Here is a 21218-nt window from a genome sequence, read left to right on the forward strand (position 1 = left end):
TGTTTTTTCGCCGGAACTGGCAAATCAGCCACCGGCACATGGAGACGTGAATGTATCAGTAATGATTAACAACGAAGCTAAAATTCCTGTCTGTGGTTCTTTTTCGCTTGGCTTTAATAGTGTTGATGATAATATTCAGGCAGGCAAAATGCTTGAAATTAATGAAGAAATCAATAAAGGAGAACGGATAAGCGGGTACATTGAAAAACTTTATTCAAGAGACCCGGCAACACCGACAGAAATAAAACTTCATTTTAAATGCGAAAGCGATGAAGAATTTGAAAATGAAAAATAAAATCAGAACGAAATTGCAAAACAACTTTAAACATTAAACTAAAAAAGTGGAAGGCACAATAGATACATATATAAAGGAAAAAGTAAGAAAACTTGGCTTTGACAAATACACCATCAAACCCGAAAAGTTGAGAGTAAACAATACTTTGCTTGAGCTGAAAGCTTTCAATGAATTTTATGTATTGTTTCATTGTTCCGATGACACAGCACAATTCAAAATAAAAGCGGACAATGATATAATAACACAGGACGATTATGTAACCGCAGGAGTACCATATTTATTATATGATTTGAGGGGAAATATCAGCATAGACACACGCATTGCAGGAAATGATGTAACATTTCTTATATATCAGGTATTAATGGAAAAACTTTAAAAATAAAATTATGTCAGACAAAATATCTCCACCCGATAAAATAAAGCCACAGATTGACAAAATAAAAACAAGATTGGTATGGGCTAAGAACAATAACAACAATCTTTCTTATAAAATTGAATATTGCAGTTCAAATGATGATGAATGGCATTTTGCACAGAAAGGCACAGACCCCAATTTGTTTATAAAAACATGCAAAGAGACCATCAGTAAAATGGGTGCAGATGCAATAAAAGTATCAACTTACCTGAACAATAAATTCAGTGAAAGCGAAATTATAAGAGTAACCGATACAATTATTCCGTTTCTTGACGACCCTGAAAACGGCGAAGACAAGAACTCAAAGCCGAATAACGATATTAATGTTATTGCAGATGCAATAAGGCATTCAGGACTTGGTAGAATCAGCGAAAGGCAGGGAGGTAATGAAACACAGATTGAAATTTTAAAAGTGAAGCATGAAAACGCTATTCAGCGTTTTCAGGATAAAATAGAAGCATTAAACGAAAAAATTACAGAAAAAGATAATGAAATAAAAAATCTGAATAAAGATTTAGACCTATATGAAAATGACATCAGGAATCTTCAGGAACAAGTTTCTATTAAAAAAATAAATTCAGGAAAGAGACAGGATTTTCTGCTTGCAGCAGGACTTGGAAAAATGCTTAACATGAAAAACAATGAAATAATAGGACTTGCAGGAATACTCACAGGAAACGACATGCAGATAAAAAGCGACACGGGAAAAGAAGAATTACTCGACCCTGACAAAGAAGGACAACAGGAAGGAAACGAAGGTAAACGAAAAGAAGATATAAAAATCATAACGGACTGGCTGCATGAAATAGACGACAACTCATTTCAGTATATATGTTTCATAATAAGAACGCTTGCAGCAAAACCCGAATTATATCTTGAAACAATGAATTTCATTGATAAAAAAACAAAAGAGAAAAAAGAAGAACTCAAAGAAGAAAAAAAGGAAACCACTGCAACCGAAGAAAACAAAGAAAATACAAACGAACCGCAAAACACAGAAAGCAATGAAAACAATTAAGAATTATGAATTATGAGTGAAAGAACCCGAAACTCATAGCTTTTCTGACAACAGGCAACAAACAACTAACAACTTTAAAAGATGGCAAAAATACAATACAGTATAGAAATAGAAGCAGCAACCGAAGAGAAAGCGAAAGAAATAGGCAACGCTTTTTACACTATTTTAAAAAGAGCATCGGACAAAGAAGATATAATTTTTCTTGCCAAAAAAGTAAATGCAAATCCTGAACTTATTGCACAGGCAAAAAAGTTTTTAGGTAATTAATAACTGGAAAATGCGTAAGAAAATTGAAAATATTGGTAATCCTGTACTTGTAGCAACAGCTTTGGCTCCTGCAATAAAAGAAAATGCACCGGTTATTATTAAAACTTCTGCAAATTTTATAAAAACATTTTTAATAATACTCGGAGTATCGGGTACTCTTTTTTTTGGCTATAAGTGGGCAGCAGCTAAGAGAAGAAAACAACTTGAAGCAAAAGCGGGACAGGATGCAGATATAAAAGCAGCAATTGATATTTACAACGCAATTCCGGCGGGGCTGAAAAAAGGAGAAGGCAGTTTATGGAATCCTTTCGGCTTTGTTACTGATATTGCAAATAAAATAGCAACAATATGGCAAAAAACCGATACAGACAGAATACTTGATATAAGCAAAAGAATAAAAGACAATAAAAGAGTTTTTAAAGTATTCAGAATATTATATAATGAGGATTTATACCAGTTGTTGTCAAAGGTGTTAAGCACATCAGACCTTGATTTATTTACAGCACATTCCGGTCCGACACACAGCTCATCGGTAACCCCTGCTATACCTAAAAACAATATTGTTATTTCAACAAAAACAGTTAATGTAAGGAAAACCCCGCTCAATCAGGAAGGCGTTTACAGTAACTCGTCAGTTTGGAATAAGATTAAAAATTTATCATCGGAAGTAATACGAAGATATACACAAAGCAACATTATTGCAACAGTTGATAATGATAAATTTTTAGGAATAACAACAGGACGTGAAGTAACCGATGAGGAAGGAAAAACAGTATTTACTGAAGTTCTCGGAATTAAAAAAGGTGGCAGCAAGTGGGATACTACTATTTATGTTTGGAAAGGTGCAATAAGAACACTAACAAAAGAGCAGGCAACAAAAGAGTTCGGGACACTTAAAACGCTTATTACAAATAAGGCATTCTTTATAGACCCTGCCAAACTTAGCGGTTTAGATGATGAATCAGTAATTATAAAATCAGTTGCAAAAGCAACGATTTATGATGAGCAGATGAAACCATTATCAACAGTAGATAAAAATTATGCTCTTGGCAGAGTAACAGGTTCATTGAATACAGGCGAAAGAGTATATGTAAAATTTTTTACTGTTAATGGTACTGAAAGATATATTGATAAAAGGTTTGTTGAAGCAATTTAAAATATGGCAAATGTCGGACTGTATATTCCTTTTGTTTTTGAGTGGGAAGGCAAAATATCGAACAACAAAAACGATAAAGGCGGACTTACTAACATGGGTGTTACGTGGGGTACATTTCAAACACTTGCTAAATCGGTGTTAGGAATTGAACCGACAAAAGAAAACTTTTTAAAACTAACAAAACCACAGGTTGAAAAGATTATTAAATGGTACTGGAATCAGGTAAAAGGAGATTATATAAAAGACCAGAGAGTTGCAAATGTTGTTACGGATTGGTATTGGGGAAGCGGTAAAGAAGCGATGAAATGGACAAACGGAGTAATGAAAAAATATTTTAATGAGCCGATGCCGAAAAATGCAAGTGTTTTAAGCATGGACACAATTAATAAAATGAATAAAGTAAATCAGGATAAGCTCTATAATTCATTAACAGCCGAAAGAAAAATATTTATTGACGGATTAGTAAAAAAGGATAAAACACAGCAGGGTTTTTATGCAGGCTGGATTAACAGATTAAACGATATGTGGGAACACAATAAACAATTTATAAAAGAAAGTTCGGGAGTTGTAGGTTTATTAGCACTTGCAGCAGGATTAATATTATTGACAAGAAAAGCAAATTAGAATGTATATAGTTTGGATTTTAGACCAGTTACGGAAATTAAAAACACAGGTGTCGAATGTGTTTATTCAGATTAATAATTTAGTCGGAATAAAACCATTGATATTTAAAGGGTGTATTTTTATTAATACTGATTTTCCAACGCTTTTAGATGTTCAGAACGGCTGGACTTATGAAATTAAAGCAAATGTTATAGACAACAATTCTGCAAAAACAAATACAGGAAAAAGTTTTTTAAAGAATGATGAAATAGCTTGGGACGGTACAACGTGGGTAACACTCGGAGCAGACCCGAAAGAAATAATCAGTGTAAGCAATGAAACAGAATTTTTACAGGCGGTTGATTATTTAAACACCAATGATGGTGGAATAATTGAATTAATAAATTCTTTCAGCTTCGGGCAGGCAATTATTGATTATCAGCAATTACATAGCGGAATTGATTTAAGCAAAGTAATTATTAAAAGCAGTCCGACAAAAATACAATCATTAAATTTTAATGGTATTGTATTAAAAGTTAAAGGCAGAGAATTAAGAATTGATGACACATCGCTGAATGGAACTCTCACAAATGTTTTTCAGAATACACAAACATTAATAGAAGTAGCCGAACATTTATCAAGAATTGAATTTAATAATGTCGGATTTAACGGCTGTATCGGTCAGAATTCAGATGTAACCCCTGTAATGAAAATTAATCATAATGATTCCACAGCTTATGGCACGGAAATTCTGTTTTCAGATTGTAGCATTTATACGATTGGTTGTTCATCAAACGAGCATGATAGTTTTTCAATACAAAACCTCTGTCCGCAAATGTATTCTTTGATTGTTAAAGTTATCGGGCAGTCAAAAACAAGATTAAATCACAGAGTATCTTATAAAGTTTATGGAAATAAAGTGCAGCAGGTTGGACAATATGAGGAAACACGCAGGTTATTTGTTACTGACACTTCCGCTGATTTAATACAGGTAGAAAATTCGGAATTACAACTTTTATATTCCCCTATAATACTTACAAATTTCCATGAAAGCATGGTAAGAAATAAAATTGAAAATCTTGAATATTATCCTGACGGAAGTGTGAAAATAAAAAAAGAAATAATTGCTCCGGGAAAATATTTTGAATCGAGATTTGAATACACAGACGGATTAGTAAGTATGATTGAGGAAAAAGATGATATTTCAGGGGACTGGAAAAGAACAGTTTTTAACTGGAGTGATAATCCACCCGACACGCAAATAATCATAACAGAATGGACAATTAATTAAAAAAATAATTATGAAAATAACATTGCCAAATAACACAGAAGACAGCCCTTCTGTGTGGGACACAGAAAAAGAATTTGAACAGCAACCACTGAAACCTCGATTATGGGTAAGAGAAGTAATAAGTAGCAGTTTGCACCCTGTTATCTGCAATACCGAAGGGGCATGCAACAGACCTGTTTTAAGAACTTTTGAAGACAGCGGGTTAAGAATAGTTATAGAAACACTTTACAAGTATCCCGACACACACCCTGCATCGTTTGACATAAGCAAAGAAACAATAAAAGTGGAGGAAATATAATATGGCAAAGTGGCAAATAAATCCCGATATAAATTTTTATGAACTTCGTTATTTTTCGCCGGTCGGAAACGATATAACCGGAGACGGAAGCAAAACAAACCCTTACCGCACAATTAACAAAGCTGTAACTGAATTAAACAATTACACAGGTTCAAAAAGACGAGCTGCAGTTGGTTGTGAACAGAAAATTACAAATCAGACAATTTCTGTTGTCAGGAATGGTTCGTTGCCTATTGACTTTATCGGAGAAGGCAAACTTATATTTGACGGAAGTCAGACAAACTACATTCAGTCAAATGTTGCAGGAGACGGATTTTACAATATCAATGTTGTAAATTATGAAAATAAATATCTTATATCTATATACAATTATTCAGGAGTAACTAATGTAATTGATAAATGCTTTTTTGAAAGCGGAATGTACGGGAGCTGGTATGGCGGAAATGCACAATGGGCAGGATGCCATGTAACAATATCAAACAGCGTAATAAAGAATTTCAGCTTTGATTGCAGTTTCAGACAGGGTGGAATAATATGCTATAACAGTTATTTCTTTAATACAACTCTTTCCTACAATTATTACACAATAGCAGCATACAATAATATCATTGAAAGCTCTGTAAATTTCAGATTAACATCGGGAAATTTACAGGGAACACTTGACTTTAACAATATCATCGGAAGTATAACATGGGAAGGAACACAGAGAGATTTAACTTGGTTACAGGCGAATACCCCATATAATCAACATTCAATTTCAGCAAATGCGAAATTTAATAAAAGTGCTGTAAATGATTATACCTTAAAAAGTGATTCTCCGTGCTTATTTGCAGGGAAAAACGCCTCTCATATCGGTCCTTTCGGAATAGGGTATTATGACAGTCCTGTTGATTTGTGGAATAACAGGGATTTATCCGAAACCTTCAATTTAAGTATGATTAATAACAAGGTTATTTTAACAAATTCAGGCGAGAAAGAAGGTCGTTATGTTGAAACCATAAAAGATTTTGGCAGAGTAATCAAAATGAAAGCCGCTCATCTTGCTGCTGAATTTGAGTATGACAGCAATGGCGAACCTGTTAAATTAATTACAAGTGAGTTGCAGAATTATCCTGCTTATAATCCCGACAACACATATTACGATGGCGATACCTGCATAAAAGACGGCAACAAAAAAAGATGTACAAAAACAGGTACAATAGGAACTCCTGTAACTATTAACCCAACTCCGACATTAACAAGCATCGGAACAAATATAACTCTGTCATCAGCATATTCAATGTCTGCGGGGGACAGAATCACATGCAGCAATCAGACAAAAACTATTGTAAGCGGTAGCGGGACTGCTTATGTAATAAATGAAACTTTCAGTCCGGATATTTCAATAGCAACAAATTTCACACACAGAAATTATATTCAGAACGACTGGGAAGATGCTGCAACACCTGAAAATCCTATACAAACATGCTTTTATCTGAAATTCAGCAAGACAATTTCGGATCTGTCAAATGAGCCATGGAGGAAAATTTTATTTAATGAAGATATGAAAGTTGATATAAACGGACGAGGTAATGCTGACGATAGTTTTGATTTATCAGCTAACTCATACATAAGAGCAAGATATATAAAAAGAAGATTTGATTTTAAAGATACAACAACTGAATAATTAATATGGCACTTCAATTAAAAGGATTTTCGACAGAGGAAGCTGGAAATGCTTTATTAAAAGGCATTACGACAGAAGAAACAGCAGACGCATTGCTTCGTGGTTTTGCATTTGAAGAAAAGAATAATGCTTTGCTTCTTGGCTGTACAGTTGAGGAAGTATTAGTGAAACCAGTATTAATGGGATTTATTTTTACAGAGAGTGATTTTAACTTTAATTGTGTTGTAACTGACAGAAAAGGCGAACCGATTGAAAATGCAGTTGTAAGTATTTCAGATGAAATGGGAACGAATGAATATACAACAAATGCAGACGGTTCTGTGGAAGGCAGAATAAGAAGAAATACAGAAACAATAATTGCAATTACAAAAAAAGGATATAAAAATTATTTACACAAATTCACATTAACCGACAATGATAATATTGACTGGCGGATAACATTGTTTAAGGCATTTCCGCTAGTTATAACAGAAAAAGGATATGCAGTGAATTTAGAACCTTACGAACCGGAAAACATTGTATTTAATTAAAAATTAAAACATGAAAATAACATTGCCAAATAATACAGATGATAACCCTTCTTTGTGGGACACAGAAAAAAAGTATGCTGAACAAAGCGAAGCAGCTAAAATATATATTATGGAAACTATAAGTAAAAGCCCGAAAAATATGCAGTTTGACGAAGATGGAATAAGAGCAAAACAATGGAAATATGAAGATAAAAATATTGAAATAACAAAAGAAGAAAATTATAAAGCAGCATATCCCTCTTATGAACTTGACGAAATTGAACCATTCGGGATAACTGTAAATCAGATACAGGAGGTATAACAATGGCAAAGTGGCAGATAATACGACAAGCAAACAAGCAGTATATCTATGTTTCCAAAGACGGAAATAATACTGATGCAGATAATTATTTCTTAAACAATCCCGGTCAGACAAACAATGAAACAGTTCCTTATGCTACGATAAACGCAGCAATTAACCGCATGAATACTGACAGCAGGTTTACTTCAAACAGCGTTAATATAATCTGGGGCAGCGGTAAGTGGAATGAAATATTAACAGGTACAAGAAACAAAGGACTGGTATATTTTATTTTTGATGGAAAAGTAATTATTGACGGAACGCAAAATGCTTATTGCACATTCACGCAATCTGATATTCTTATAAGCAATTCTTTCAGGGCAAATTTTATTTATGATATAGATAAATATATAGGAAATGTCGGAACATCTTTTAAAATGATAAACATTGAAGTTGAAGGCGGAATACTGATAACAGGACAAAATCAGTATCTCAATTTTGAAAGATGCGTATTTAAGAATTGCTATTTTAACAGCCCATACTACTGGAATGATATAAACATAAATGCCAACAAATGTATATTTTTTACCAGCAGAAGCGGAAGCGGTGGCTATGCCATGAACTTCAAAAATAATATAGTTAAGGATTCAGTAATGAAAATTACCGGCTTTTCTTATCAGTCGGACTACAATGATTTTGTGGGAACAATAAACTATCAGGGAAATCAGAGAAATTTACTATGGGTACAGCAAAACACAAATACAAATTTTAATTCAAAAAATATTGACCCCGGATTTCTTGATGAAGCGAAAGGTTGTTATTATCTCCGGGCAGACAGCCCATTGCTTAATGCAGGCAAAGATTGTGATGACATTGGTCCTTACAATAAGGGATTTCTTTATAATGCGTGGGATTTATGGAATAACAGAAATGTTGCAGGATGCTTTAATGTTGATTACATAAACAATATTGTCATGCAAAACACAGGAGTTAAAAGAGCGAGATTTTGGAGCGGAGTAATTGATTTTGGAAGTCAGGTAAAACTTGACATAATGCAGATGATAGCAGCAATAAATTATAATGATAATGGTAAAGCAGATAAATTCATTGATTCGGAATGTAAAAACTTTCCATTATATAACCCTAATGAAACCTGGTATATTGGTGATACCTGCACGTATGAAAATACAAAATATCGTTGCAGGGTTGATGAGACAACAGGTGTATTTAATCCTGCGAACTGGGATATAGTAACAGCAAATGAATACAACTGGTATGCTGATTTCAGGTTCAGGTGCAGTAAAATATCAGCTTCGGATTGTCTTGCACAGCAACATCAATCTTTCATAGTAAACGCTCAGATGAAAACCGATAATTCAGGCAGAGGAACTGCTGATGACAATTATGTTTTATCAGAAGGCAGATATGTAGTAACAAGATTTTTGGAATTTATTATTGACTTTCACGATTTAACAATATAAGCATGGCATTACCGGAACTATCAGATATTGCATTTTCAGAACAGCGAAACCTTCCTGTTGTGCAGGGTATTTGTTTCGGTGAAAATTATTCGCTTCCTGTTCTGCGAAGTATTTGTTTTGGCGAACCTCATGTTCTTCCCATATTGCAGGGTGTTTGCTTTGGTACATGCAGATTTAATTTTAACCTTATTCTGAAAGAAGCAGGAACAGGCAATTTAATAGACGGAGCGACAATTGAAATAATGCCTTCAAATCCTGATAGTAACGGAATGACCGACAACAACGGCTTTGTAGAGCTTGTTATTTTAAAAAATACAAACCTTACAATCACAATAAAAAAAGCAGGATATCAAACTATAACACATAAATTTTCAACAGATGTAAATAATATTTACTGGGAATTTTATATGAACAGGATTATTCCTTTGTGCATAACCCGAAAGGGATATGCAGTAAACCTAAATCCCAGCGAACCGAAAAATATTGTATTTAATTAAAAACAAAAAAAATGAAAGAAAATATTTTATCAATTCTTATCGGAGCTTTAATATCATTCTTTATGTCATTTACAGGCGGGGAAATTATTAGAGTTTTAATTTTTTCATTCTTAGGCGGAGTGATGGGCTTTATGGGAAACAGAGCAAGTAAATATTTAATAGATAAAATATGGGTATTTGTAAAAAAACTTTTTTCTAAAATAAAAGCATTGAAAAAATGAAACTTCTCGAAACAATTTACCAAAGCTTGCAACCAAAAACATCTGTATCAAACATGAGGTTAAACTCAACATTGATAATAGTTACAGGTTGTCTGTCAATTATTGTTACGACAATACTTTTTGCAGTAGCAGTATATAAAGGCAAAGCCGGTGTATCTGAAATTATTGCTTACGGAACTGTTATAACATCATTTACAGGCATTGGTATTTGGGGCAAAGCAGCACAAAAGAAAACTGAAATTCAACAATTAAACTCTCAAACAAATGGCTGAACTTGACTTAAACAAAATAGTGCATATTGATTTTCCCGAAAATCAGTATTTCAATGAATCGGTTGAAAAGAAACAGATATACTTACATCATACTGTTTCCAATGATAATGTAAATTCAGTTGTCAACTGGTGGAAGTCAAACACCGAAAGAGTTGCAGTCGCAGTCATTATCGGAAAAGACGGAACAATTTATCAGCTATATGGCAGTGATAAATGGGCATATCACTTGGGATTACAAATACAGACATTCCAGGAAAACAATATTCCTTTTCAGTGGCTTGATAAAATTTCAATCGGAATAGAAATACTGAATTGGGGCGGACTTGTTAAACATTCTGATAATAATTGGTATCCTGCTTTATGGAATGGAAGAGCAAATGTGCCGAATTTAAAATGTGGCAAAATTGATGAAGTACAAGAATACCCCAATGGATTCAGGGGCTATTACGGATTTGAAAAATATACTTCAGCTCAACTTGAATCCGTGAGACAATTACTTCGCTTTTGGAATAAAAAATATAACATTCCTCTTGATTATAACAGCGATATGTGGGCTATAAGCAAAAAGGCACTATCAGGCAAAAGCGGAATATTCACTCATGTTTCGGTACGCAAAGACAAAAGCGACTGCCATCCGCAAATAGAATTAATTGAACTTTTAAAAACTTTAAAATAAATTATTATGAAATATAAATTACTTACAGTATTTATTGCATTGCTATTCATAAGTACAATTGCAATCTTGGGCTTATTGAAACTTTATAATTCTGAAAAAGCAGAACGCAAAAGATTTTCAGACAACTATACTGCTATACTAACCGATAAAGCAAAACAGCAGGAATTAACTTTTAAGGAATTAAAAACACTTTATCCGAAATATGACAGCATTGCAAAAGAATTAAGCATTAAAACAAAAAACATAACAAATATTATTGAAACACGCTATCGTTTCAGAGATACCATAATAACAAAAAATATTCTGAAAAAAGATAGTATTTCAGAAAAGCGTTATTTTTCGGTAAATGCAAAGTGTTACAGTATTTCAGGATATGTAAATAGAGATACTATTGCAGTATCTAAAAAAGAACTGAACGACAATCTTATTACATTTCTGTACAAAGATTGGCAACACAGATATTTCTTCAATCTGTTCAGAACAAAACCATTTTACACAGCAAAAACTTATAGCGAATGTATGCACGATACTGTAAGCATTTCAAAAAATATAAAAATAATCAAACATTGAAAAATTAAAAGATTATTATGAAAAAGGTTGTTGTTATAGGAGTTTCATTATTATTTCTTTGGGAATTACTCAAAAACAATGACAATGTAAATTCCGAAACAAAGAAAAACAGAAAAATTATTTTCTTTAAAAATGACGAATTAGAGGGACTTGGCGCAATAACAAAAAACGGCTCATCAATAATTATTCCTGCGGTAAAAGATTCATTCTACAAAACAAATGATTTACCTGTACTGAAAACAACACTCTCAAAAATAAGCAACAATTATTATAAAGAATTAACCCAAACAGAAAAGCTGACAAATGTACCGGCACCGCTCATATTATCATATCTGTTTGCAGAAAGTGCAGGAAAGAAAGATACAATCAGCAAATCGGGTGCAGTCGGTTTAATGCAGTTGAAACCAACAGCAGCAGCAAGTATCATATATCTTGAAAATAAAAAGAAAAGATTATCAGAACAGGAAAAAGCAATAATAGTAAAGCATATCGGACAAGACAGATTTAATAAAATTATACGAATGAAAAATATGTCTGAAATAACTCCCGATATGATTACAAAAAATGATTTGTTCATACCCGAATTAAATATTTTAATCGGAGCAATTTACTTGGGTTTGCTGATTGATGAACACACAGAGAATAATAAAATACGACTTGACAAAGTAACAATGAGATATAACAGGGGGTATTTTTTTAAGCCCAAAGGAATAAACGAAATAGAAACATTAATTCAAGCAAAGAAATTAAGTCCTGAAACTTACGCATACATACTGAAAATAACAGGAAAGAACGGGCTTTTGGAAATGCAGCAAGCATGAATTAATTTGAAAATGTGTCAATTTGAAAATGATAAAAAAATAAAAAGTGAGTGAATATAAACATAACGAAAAAGAATTATCTTTTGTTGATTATATTGAGCAGGATATTTTCAATCGGGTAAAGCACAATAAGAAATCCGTTGAGAAACTCGCTTTAAAATTCGGTATTGCAAATAAAAATCTTACTAAGGAACTCACAGAACTTGCCATTGTCCGCATTGCACGAAGTATTGCACAAAATAAAGAATTAACATCAAAGGAAAAATATTTTCAGATAGTTGATTTATATAATAATCAGGTTAATCTTTCACACCGCACAAGCGAAAGCATTTTATTACAGCAATACAGCACACCTGCACCAATCGGATATTTAGCGGGATTGTATGTTTTGGGTTCGGAAGGATTAAGCGGACACGGATATAAAATGTTCAGAAAAGCTGCAATGAGTGATGCTGAATTTAAAAGAAAGTGGGGAGTAAAACCGGGCAAAACATACCATCCACAAAAACAACAGGATTATTCTGCAAATAAACAATACTTTGAACCGAGTGCAGGAAACGGATTGCTAACGATTGTTTTTGAACCGCAGGATGTTGTTGTGAACGAACTTGACGACATAAGAAACGCAAACCTGCAAACACAGGGTTTTGCTGAAGTTCACAGATTTGATGCAACAAAAAATATTGCAATAGAAAAGAATTTTTACAGAATATTTGACGGAATAATAACAAACCCGCCTTTCGGTTCACTTGACAAAGAAGTGATATTCGGAGAAAAAACTGACAGATTTCCAATCAAAACACTTGACCATGTTATGTGTCTTCGTGCATTGGATTGTATGAACGAAAGAGGCAGGGCAGCAATGATTATCGGAGGTCATACAAAGTGGGACGAGTTGGGAAGAATACAGGCAGGGAAAAACAGGATTTTCTTTAATTATTTATACAGATATTATTATGTTGATGATGTTATAAATATTGACGGACACAGATTATACAGCCGTCAGGGAACTGCTTTTGATGTCCGGCTTATACTTATAAACGGCAGAAAATACCTTTCAGAAGGAGTTGCACCACTAAAACAATCACATGACACAACTGTTTATTCTTTTGAGGAACTTTGGGAAAGAGTGATGCTGTCAATGCCAAAGAATGAAAGCAATCAGGAAATAAAAGAAAGATTATATAAAAAAATGGATTTGATGTTAAACCTGAAATTACAAAAAGCAAGATTAGATTTATTAAGCATGGGTAATGTTTTGGGAGAAATAAAGGACTGGAAAGGCGATGCAAACAGCGTTTTTAAAACATTGGCAGCGAGCAATCATTCAAAAGGGAAAAGGGAAAAGCATGATTTTTACGCAACCGAACCAAAGGCAGCCGAATTACTCCTGAAACTCGAAAAATTCTCAACAGATATATGGGAATGTGCCTGTGGCGAGGGACATTTAAGCAAGGTTTTTGAGAAAGCAGGATATAAAGTAAAAAGCACTGACTTAGTTGAAAGGGGTTTTGGTAAAGGCGGAGTAAATTTTTTATCAGAAAATATTAAAGAATGGAACGGAGATATTATAACAAACCCACCTTATAAGTATGCAACAGAATTTATAGAAAAAGCATTGCAGATTATACCCGAAAATAAAAAAGTTGCAATGTTTTTAAAACTATTGTTTTTAGAGGGCAAAGAGAGAAAAGAATTTTTTAAAAAATATCCACCAAAAACAATTTATGTTTCATCATCAAGATTACTGTGTTCAAAAAATGCTGCATTTAAAGAAGAAAGAGACATCAGAGTTGTGGCTTATGGCTGGTTTGTTTGGGAAAAAGGATATAAAGGAACAACAACAATAAAATGGTTTAACTGATATAAAATAAAATTTAAAATGAATATAGAAGAAAAAATACAACAAATCGTTGATAATTTCAAAGACATACACAAATACATAACATTTGAAAAAGGCACAGGTTCGATATATTATGATATTCTGTCTGAATTATCTGAAAAAGAATTTAAAGAATTACAGAAAGCAGCATTAAAAGAAAATATTGTGATAATCCACGATAAAAAACAGAAGCAATTCCGAGTTACAAATAATAATTTGGGTTACATAATAAACAGCAACAGGATTCAAAGAATGATTGACGAAGAACTATCGGGTCCGTATTATCCCGGTTCGGAAGCATGTCAGATACTTGATACCATTGTTCCTGACAGCATGGATTACGAAACACATATTGCAGTCAGAAAAATTAAACATATCGTTGGCGGTTCGTTATATGAATATGTAAAAAAGAAATTAAATTATAATGACTTTGAACTTTGTAAATCCCTTTCAGCCGAACAGATAGATGCAGTCGCACTTGCAATTTATAATATTGAATTTAAAAAACAGGGAATGATTATAGGCGACCAGACAGGAATAGGCAAAGGCAGAGTTGCAGCAGCAATGATACGATACGGAAGATTACAGGGACATCAGCCAATTTTTATAAGTGAAAAGCCAAACCTGTTTTCAGATATTTACCGTGATTTATCAGCAATAGGAAGTGCTGAATTAGTGCCTTTTATCGTAAATGCCAAAGACAACAAAACCGATGTAAAAGATGAAAACGGAAATGTTGTTTATCAGTCGTTGCCACCGGCAGAACAAATGACAATTTTACAAAACAAAAAAGTACCTGGCAACTACGATTATATTCTCGGAACATACTCTCAATTCAACTCTTTGGAAAGAAACGTAAAGCCCGATTTTTTACTTGAAGTTTCGCAGGGAAATATTCTTATTATGGACGAAGCCCACAATGCAAGTGGAGCAAGTAACACAGGCGAGTTTCTGCAACAGGTTATTTCAGGAACAAAAGGAGTTGTATTTCTTTCAGCCACGTTTGCCAAACGTCCCGACAATATGCCGATTTATGCAATGAAAACAGCAATGGCGGATTGTAATATGACAAAAGAAGACCTTGTCGAAGCAATTAAAAACGGAGGAGTTGCATTACAGGAAGTCCTGTCTGCACAGCTTGTTTCAGAGGGTCAAATGATAAGACGTGAAAGAAGTTTTGACGGAGTTGAAGTAAACTATATTACTCTCGATGACAAAGAACAGGAGCATAAAGCAATTTCGGATAACATAACCGAAATACTACGTGATATAATTGAATTTCAGGAAAACGGAATTACTCCGGTTGTTGATGAACTCGATAAAATTGCAGCAGCCGAAGGTAAGGAAATGGAAGTCAGAAAAGGCACAAACAAGGCAGGAGTTGATAATACGCCATATTTCTCAAAAGTATTCAATGTAATAAATCAGATGCTTTTTTCAGTTAAAGCCGAATCAGTTGCAGATAGAGCAATTCAAAGATTACATGAAGGGAAAAAGCCGGTTATAGCATTTTCAAGCACAATGGGTGCATTTCTTGAAACAATGGAAAACGAAAGCGGAATGCCACTTTCTAATGGTGATGTTATAAATGCGGATTTTAAAACAGTTCTCACTCGTGGATTAGACAGCGTAATGAAATATACCGAAAAAGACATTAACGGAAATCCTGTTTATAAAAAATTTGAAATATCACAATTAAGCAAAGAAGCACAGCAAGAGTATTACCGCATTATCGAAAAAATAAATAATGTCAGCACCGGAATTACAATAAGTCCTATTGATATAATAATTCAGAAAATTCAGGATGCAGGATTTATGGTAGCAGAAGTAACAGGCAGAAAATTAGAAGTGCAATTTAAAAGCCATAAAGAAAAAGGATTGAATGATGTTATAACTGACAGAGTTTATAAAACAGGCGATGTTTATTATGAAAACGGATTATTAGACGGCTCTAAAAGAAAAATAACAATTATCGGTGATGCTGATTCTGATTATATACGTGCTTTCAGCGAAACAGAAAAAACAGAATTAAGAATTGACAGAGAACAACTAAATGAATTTTATATAAGGCATTCCGAAAAATCAGTCGAACCAATCAGCATAAACGAAGAAAAAGGAATTGAAATACTAACCCATGATAAAATAAATAGTTCTACAATGGGTGTTGTTCTTGCCCGAAAACGATTAAATACTACTGACGCTTTCAGGCAATTCAACAACAATGAAATTGACTGTTTATTAATAAATCAGAGCGGTTCAACGGGAGTGTCTGCTCATGCTATAATAACCGACAGAGTACCTGCAAGTGAAGTAAAGCAAAGAGTAATGCTCATTCTGCAAGCTGAATTAAATATCAATACCGAAGTTCAGAAACGAGGCAGAATAAACCGCACAGGACAAATTTATAAACCGATTTACGATTATGTTTGTTCTGCAATTCCCGCAGAAAAGCGACTGATGATGATGTTACAGAAAAAACTGAAATCACTTGATGCAAACACAACATCAAATCAGAAACAATCAAGTAAACTTTTACAGACAGATGATTTTCTGAATAAATACGGAGATAAAATCGTAACCGAATATTTATTTGAGAATAAAGAACTCAATATTAAAATAGGCGACCCGTTGGACTTTGAAGGAGATAACAAAGACGGCAGGACAATTCCCGAAGATGCAGCACACAAAGTTTCGGGGCGTGTTGCTGTATTATCAACAAATGAACAGGCGGAATTTTACAAAGAAATTTTAGACCGCTATAACGATTATGTGGAATACCTCAAACAAGTTGATGAGTATGACCTTGAAGTTGAAATTTTAAATCTCGATGCTGAAACAATCGAAGAAAATACAGTAATTTCAGGCAAAGGCGGTGGCAGTTCATTCGGTAACGACAGCATGCTCGAAAAATGCGAAGTAAATATTTTAAAGAAGCCATTTACAAAAACAGAACTTGAAAACATTATTCGTGAGAGTTTGCAGGGAAAACAGGCAAGTGAAATACAAAAAGAGAGCAGAGAAAAACTGAAAATATTTACGGAAAATAAAATTAACGAAGAAGTTGAAGATGCAAACAAGCATTATGACGAATTAATTTCTAAAATCACGGAAGAAAAAGGATATAAGAAAATTCCACCGGAAGACAGCAGCAGGCGAAATCAATATGTTAAGGACAGAGAGAACGAACTAAACACTGCAAGAACATCAAAAATCGTAGAAATAAAAAAAGAACTGACAAACAAGTTTGAATATATTGACGGAATGTTTGAGTTTTTTTATGTTGGCAGGTGTGTGGATTTTCCGAAAGACAGGTTTGATGAAGGAACGGTAAAAGTTCCGGCAGTATTTTTAGGATTTATCATTGATGACAAAAGAAGCAATCCGTTTGCTCCGAGTGCAATCAAAGCGAGGTTCGCAATTTCCGATAGTCAGAAATATGTTGCTCTTGCATTATCCGGTGAGCAGGGAAATAAAGTGCAGGCAGTAATCGGAGCGAGTTATTCAATTTATGATGAAGACAAATATATTAAGGAATGGGAAACACTAATAAAAAGCAGTAGCAAAAGCAGGGGTTACAGATATATTCTGACTGGAAATTTATTACAGGCAGCGAGTAAATACAAAGGCAAACTTATAAGTTATACGACAAAAGACGGAAGTACGCAGAAAGGAATATTAATGCCTGAAAACTGGAACGCAGAGCAATCGAAAAACGGACCGCAGTTTGTTTATGTGCCAATTATCAAAGCTCTGAAATACATTAAATCACTTACAGAAGGCAAATCAGTTGTAACACCGAATAACGCAATAATTTCACGCACATATTCCGGGTATCGTTTTTCTGTTCCGAAATCAAAAGTTTATAAACCAATTTATGAAGATAAGGATATAAGGGATTTGCTTGAAAACAAAAGGGACGGCTTTGAAATGATTAGCGGTAATATGGTCGGCAAACTTGAAGTGAAAGGAATTGAAAAACTTGTAAAAATACTTCAGGACAAATATAATTTTTCATTAAGCATAAGTCAGAGTTTATTTGAAACCCTTGTCGAATCAGAAGAAATTGAGAAAGAAACAAAAAGTAAAAAAGATAATCTTACTGAAATTGCAGAAAAAGATTTGCAGAAAGACAAAGAAGTATTTGAAAAAAGGATTGGGCAAAAAGCAATACCGCAGGAAACACAGCAAAGCAGCACAAAGGCAAATGCTTTAAAACTTAAATTGAAGTTACAAAAAATAAAACTTGAACTTTTAGAAATTTGAAAATTTGAAAAAATTCGTAGCTCTTGGCTCGTAGCTCATAGCTAAAAATTATGGAATTAAATAAACTACATACTATTGATGCTTTAAAAGGTTTGCAGAAACTTCCTGACAGCTTTGTGGATTGTATTGTAACAAGTCCGCCATACTGGGCTTTGCGTGATTATGATGTAAAAGGACAAATAGGAATGGAAAAAACACCGCAGGAATATGTGGGAAAACTTTTAGACATTTTTATTGAGGCAAAAAGAGTGTTGAAAAAAGACGGAACGCTTTGGGTAAACATTGGCGACACTTATGGGGGCAGTTATTGTGGTTGGGGAAATAAAAATCTTCCACACAAATATCAGACCGCAACAATAAAACCACTTGCAGCAAAAATTTATCCTAAAAGTTTACTCGGTATTCCTTTCATGTTTGCAACCGGAATGATTAAAAATGGTTGGTTGCTGCGGAATACAATAATATGGCAAAAACCTAATGCAATGCCCGAAAGTGCAAAAGACAGATTTACCAATGACTTTGAGTATTTATTCTTTTTTGTAAAATCAAAGGAATATTATTTTAACCAAATGCTTGAGCCACTAAAAAGCTCTACAATCGAAAGAACGAGATACGGCAATAATTCAGTTAAAAATAAAACATCACTTTACAAAGGTTTTAACAATGATAATTTCAGTAAATACAGCGAAAAAATACAAAGCGGAAAAATCAAAGGTCGCAATATGCGGACTGTTTGGGAAATAAATACAAAATCATTTCACGATATTCATTTTGCGGTATTTCCTGAAAAACTTGTCGAAATACCTGTAAAGACAGGTTGCAGACAAAACGGAATTGTTCTTGACCCGTTCATCGGTTCAGGTACTACGGCACTTGTTGCGAAAAATCTCAAACGAAAATATATCGGTTTTGACTTAAACCCCGAATATATAAAACTTGCCACAAAGCGAATAGCAAGCGAAGCAACATCATTAAACGGAATACCTGATTTTCAAATGAAATTAATAAACATAAAAAATAAATTAAAAAAGTTTAAAGTATGATAAAATATAAAACACAACCCGAAATTGTTATTGCAGGTTTTAATGACGGAATACAGGTTCCCGAAATAAAAGTAAGATTTAACAAAGGCAAAAAAATATTTGCAAGTGTTAAAAGCAGCAAAGATGTTTATGATTTTCTTTTAAAGCTTTATGGCAGAGATATTGAAACGCAAGAAAAATGTGTTATACTGTATTTAAAAAAAACAAATGATATAATCGGTTATTACAAACATTCTGTCGGTGGAGTTGATGCGACTATTATGGACATAAAGCTGATAGTTTCGACTGCAATTAAAGCTCTTGCATCGTCAATAATAATTTCACACAATCACCCATCGGGTAACACAAAACCAAGCGAACCCGACAAAGCCACTACAAACAGAATAATCGTTTCTGCAAAAGATAATAATATTCAGGTTCTCGACCATATTATTGTTACAAAAAACAACGGATATTTCAGCTTTGCTGATGAGGGTGTTTTATACGGATTAAATGAATCTAAAAAAACTACGACTATGAAAATCACTAAAGACAATTATTTTGAAATAATCAGCAAATATGATATTTCAGAGTTACCAAAAGCATTACAGGAAACTCACGAACTTTTCAAAGAAGCTACCGGCAATGGAAATGACTTTGCAATGTATGATGAACTCGATAACGAAAGTAAAGAGGTGTTTGAACTTTATTTTGAAAAACTTTCTCAGTGGTTTGAAAAAAACGGTAAAAAAGAAACACAAAAAAATCTTGAGCCGATAAAGAAAGGAAAACACATAACCATTCTCCCTGCAATATTTTCTATTAATGATTATGTTTTATTTACAAATGAAAAGCAAAAGGGAAAATATATTGTAGATGTAACCTTTTCGAGATATTTCGGGCAAAAAGGAAAAATCATTGAGGTTATTCCGAAAGAATTTAAAAGCAGAAAGTTTCCGGGTGATCCAACTGAAACAAAACGATATTCTGTTTATAAAATTGAATTGAAAGACGGAATTATTGTAAATAATGTTGGCGACCATGTTCTTGTAGAAACAACTCCTTTTGAACAAAAGGAAGAAGAAAAAAAAGAAGTTAAAAGTGAAAAAGAAAAAAAACTTACTTTATCAGATATTCCTTCAATAGTAAAAACTTTCATGCCTGAAATGCAGCAAAAAGCTATTGTCGGAAGTGAAGAGCATTGGGAAGTTATAAAACGACTGAAAGATATTATTGAAAAAATGCCTGTTACTTATGAAACTGAAAATATAAAAAATCCTGATAAAATTGCGTATTTGCATTATTTCTATGGCGATTCAGATTGGTATATTATTGAAAAAGATGTTGAGAAAGAACAATTACAGGCATTCGGATATGTCATATTGAACGGCGACACACAAAATGCCGAATTCGGATATATAAGCATTGAAGAACTAAAATCAATTAACAAAATAGAACTTGATTTTTATTTCTCTCCCAAAACAATGAGAGAAATATTTAAGAAAAAAAATATTGCTCAAGATTTTGATGACGACAGAAATGATGAACACGAAGCAATAAAGCATGATTTCGATAATTTTGAAAAGAGAATAGATGTCATTAGTGTACCATAAAAATTAAATTTCGTTCTTTGAAATTATTGATAGATAAGGTTTGTAATAAATTTTGGTAACGTGACGATTTCAATTTACCTC

The 21218-nt window shown here is 33.4% G+C and carries 22 protein-coding genes; all 22 read left to right on the top strand.

Annotated features, from left to right (window positions below; genetic code table 11):
* On the top strand, nt 1-295 hold a 295-nt coding region (locus WC223_12490; GenBank protein MFA6925055.1), incomplete at its 5' end, for a hypothetical protein.
* A 46-nt stretch (nt 296-341) separates the two neighbouring features.
* Nucleotides 342-671 (top strand): hypothetical protein, encoded by a 330-nt coding sequence (locus WC223_12495; protein MFA6925056.1) that lies wholly within the window; start codon nt 342-344, stop codon nt 669-671.
* Between the two features lie 10 nt (nt 672-681).
* Complete coding sequence (locus WC223_12500) at nt 682-1728, top strand: hypothetical protein (GenBank protein MFA6925057.1); 1047 nt, start codon at nt 682-684, stop codon at nt 1726-1728.
* An 81-nt stretch (nt 1729-1809) separates the two neighbouring features.
* Nucleotides 1810-1995 (top strand): hypothetical protein, encoded by a 186-nt coding sequence (locus tag WC223_12505; GenBank protein MFA6925058.1) that lies wholly within the window; start codon nt 1810-1812, stop codon nt 1993-1995.
* Between the two features lie 10 nt (nt 1996-2005).
* Entirely contained in the window at nt 2006-3151 is a 1146-nt protein-coding gene (locus WC223_12510) for a hypothetical protein (protein ID MFA6925059.1), read from the top strand.
* 3 nt (nt 3152-3154) lie between these two features.
* On the top strand, nt 3155-3775 hold the full coding sequence (locus WC223_12515; GenBank protein MFA6925060.1) for a glycosyl hydrolase 108 family protein: 621 nt from the start codon (nt 3155-3157) through the stop codon (nt 3773-3775).
* A 1-nt stretch (nt 3776) separates the two neighbouring features.
* The gene (locus WC223_12520) at nt 3777-5045 is read left to right on the top strand and encodes a hypothetical protein (GenBank protein ID MFA6925061.1); all 1269 of its coding nucleotides are present in this window, start codon (nt 3777-3779) and stop codon (nt 5043-5045) included.
* A gap of 10 nt (nt 5046-5055) precedes the next feature.
* Nucleotides 5056-5343 carry a hypothetical protein gene (locus WC223_12525; GenBank protein ID MFA6925062.1) on the top strand — a complete coding sequence of 96 codons (288 nt, stop codon included), beginning with the start codon at nt 5056-5058 and terminating at the stop codon, nt 5341-5343.
* A gap of 1 nt (nt 5344) precedes the next feature.
* Nucleotides 5345-7009 (top strand): hypothetical protein, encoded by a 1665-nt coding sequence (locus WC223_12530; protein ID MFA6925063.1) that lies wholly within the window; start codon nt 5345-5347, stop codon nt 7007-7009.
* Nucleotides 7010-7014: 5 nt separating this feature from the next.
* Nucleotides 7015-7539, top strand: a complete 525-nt coding sequence (locus WC223_12535; GenBank protein ID MFA6925064.1) for a hypothetical protein — start codon at nt 7015-7017, stop codon at nt 7537-7539.
* A gap of 10 nt (nt 7540-7549) precedes the next feature.
* The gene (locus WC223_12540; protein ID MFA6925065.1) at nt 7550-7840 is read left to right on the top strand and encodes a hypothetical protein; all 291 of its coding nucleotides are present in this window, start codon (nt 7550-7552) and stop codon (nt 7838-7840) included.
* Nucleotides 7841-7842: 2 nt separating this feature from the next.
* Nucleotides 7843-9300: a hypothetical protein gene (locus tag WC223_12545; GenBank protein MFA6925066.1), complete on the top strand. Its 1458-nt coding sequence runs from the start codon at nt 7843-7845 to the stop codon at nt 9298-9300.
* Between the two features lie 2 nt (nt 9301-9302).
* Nucleotides 9303-9797 carry a hypothetical protein gene (locus WC223_12550; protein ID MFA6925067.1) on the top strand — a complete coding sequence of 165 codons (495 nt, stop codon included), beginning with the start codon at nt 9303-9305 and terminating at the stop codon, nt 9795-9797.
* Between the two features lie 11 nt (nt 9798-9808).
* Complete coding sequence (locus WC223_12555) at nt 9809-10018, top strand: hypothetical protein (protein MFA6925068.1); 210 nt, start codon at nt 9809-9811, stop codon at nt 10016-10018.
* A complete protein-coding gene (locus WC223_12560; GenBank protein MFA6925069.1) occupies nt 10015-10290 on the top strand; it encodes a hypothetical protein in 276 nt (91 codons plus the stop codon). The genes WC223_12555 and WC223_12560 overlap by 4 nt, the downstream gene beginning before the upstream one ends.
* Complete coding sequence (locus WC223_12565; GenBank protein ID MFA6925070.1) at nt 10283-10966, top strand: peptidoglycan recognition family protein; 684 nt, start codon at nt 10283-10285, stop codon at nt 10964-10966. Before WC223_12560 ends, WC223_12565 begins: the two co-directional genes overlap by 8 nt.
* A 6-nt stretch (nt 10967-10972) precedes the next feature.
* Nucleotides 10973-11536, top strand: coding sequence for a DUF6549 family protein (locus tag WC223_12570; GenBank protein MFA6925071.1), 564 nt, complete (start codon nt 10973-10975; stop codon nt 11534-11536).
* 17 nt (nt 11537-11553) lie between these two features.
* Nucleotides 11554-12357, top strand: a complete 804-nt coding sequence (locus tag WC223_12575; GenBank protein MFA6925072.1) for a transglycosylase SLT domain-containing protein — start codon at nt 11554-11556, stop codon at nt 12355-12357.
* Nucleotides 12358-12403: 46 nt separating this feature from the next.
* The gene (locus WC223_12580) at nt 12404-14221 is read left to right on the top strand and encodes a hypothetical protein (protein MFA6925073.1); all 1818 of its coding nucleotides are present in this window, start codon (nt 12404-12406) and stop codon (nt 14219-14221) included.
* Between the two features lie 18 nt (nt 14222-14239).
* Nucleotides 14240-18502, top strand: a complete 4263-nt coding sequence (locus WC223_12585; protein MFA6925074.1) for a strawberry notch family protein — start codon at nt 14240-14242, stop codon at nt 18500-18502.
* A gap of 50 nt (nt 18503-18552) precedes the next feature.
* Complete coding sequence (locus WC223_12590; protein MFA6925075.1) at nt 18553-19545, top strand: site-specific DNA-methyltransferase; 993 nt, start codon at nt 18553-18555, stop codon at nt 19543-19545.
* Complete coding sequence (locus WC223_12595) at nt 19542-21137, top strand: JAB domain-containing protein (protein MFA6925076.1); 1596 nt, start codon at nt 19542-19544, stop codon at nt 21135-21137. The genes WC223_12590 and WC223_12595 overlap by 4 nt, the downstream gene beginning before the upstream one ends.
* Nucleotides 21138-21218: the final 81 nt, after the last annotated feature.

This window comes from Bacteroidales bacterium (assembly GCA_041671145.1).
Classification (GTDB): Bacteria; Bacteroidota; Bacteroidia; order Bacteroidales; family JAHJDW01; genus JAQUPB01.

Bases quoted from the DNA above. Each gene is read 5' to 3' on its own strand.
- WC223_12565 (MFA6925070.1), top strand. From the start codon at position 10,283: ATGGCTGAACTTGACTTAAACAAAATAGTGCATATTGATTTTCCCGAA.
- WC223_12520 (MFA6925061.1), top strand. From the start codon at position 3,777: ATGTATATAGTTTGGATTTTAGACCAGTTACGGAAATTAAAAACACAG.
- WC223_12525 (MFA6925062.1), top strand. From the start codon at position 5,056: ATGAAAATAACATTGCCAAATAACACAGAAGACAGCCCTTCTGTGTGG.
- WC223_12560 (MFA6925069.1), top strand. From the start codon at position 10,015: ATGAAACTTCTCGAAACAATTTACCAAAGCTTGCAACCAAAAACATCT.
- WC223_12555 (MFA6925068.1), top strand. From the start codon at position 9,809: ATGAAAGAAAATATTTTATCAATTCTTATCGGAGCTTTAATATCATTC.
- WC223_12550 (MFA6925067.1), top strand. From the start codon at position 9,303: ATGGCATTACCGGAACTATCAGATATTGCATTTTCAGAACAGCGAAAC.
- WC223_12585 (MFA6925074.1), top strand. From the start codon at position 14,240: ATGAATATAGAAGAAAAAATACAACAAATCGTTGATAATTTCAAAGAC.
- WC223_12510 (MFA6925059.1), top strand. From the start codon at position 2,006: ATGCGTAAGAAAATTGAAAATATTGGTAATCCTGTACTTGTAGCAACA.
- WC223_12530 (MFA6925063.1), top strand. From the start codon at position 5,345: ATGGCAAAGTGGCAAATAAATCCCGATATAAATTTTTATGAACTTCGT.
- WC223_12500 (MFA6925057.1), top strand. From the start codon at position 682: ATGTCAGACAAAATATCTCCACCCGATAAAATAAAGCCACAGATTGAC.
- WC223_12540 (MFA6925065.1), top strand. From the start codon at position 7,550: ATGAAAATAACATTGCCAAATAATACAGATGATAACCCTTCTTTGTGG.
- WC223_12590 (MFA6925075.1), top strand. From the start codon at position 18,553: ATGGAATTAAATAAACTACATACTATTGATGCTTTAAAAGGTTTGCAG.
- WC223_12515 (MFA6925060.1), top strand. From the start codon at position 3,155: ATGGCAAATGTCGGACTGTATATTCCTTTTGTTTTTGAGTGGGAAGGC.
- WC223_12570 (MFA6925071.1), top strand. From the start codon at position 10,973: ATGAAATATAAATTACTTACAGTATTTATTGCATTGCTATTCATAAGT.
- WC223_12575 (MFA6925072.1), top strand. From the start codon at position 11,554: ATGAAAAAGGTTGTTGTTATAGGAGTTTCATTATTATTTCTTTGGGAA.
- WC223_12595 (MFA6925076.1), top strand. From the start codon at position 19,542: ATGATAAAATATAAAACACAACCCGAAATTGTTATTGCAGGTTTTAAT.
- WC223_12505 (MFA6925058.1), top strand. From the start codon at position 1,810: ATGGCAAAAATACAATACAGTATAGAAATAGAAGCAGCAACCGAAGAG.
- WC223_12545 (MFA6925066.1), top strand. From the start codon at position 7,843: ATGGCAAAGTGGCAGATAATACGACAAGCAAACAAGCAGTATATCTAT.
- WC223_12535 (MFA6925064.1), top strand. From the start codon at position 7,015: ATGGCACTTCAATTAAAAGGATTTTCGACAGAGGAAGCTGGAAATGCT.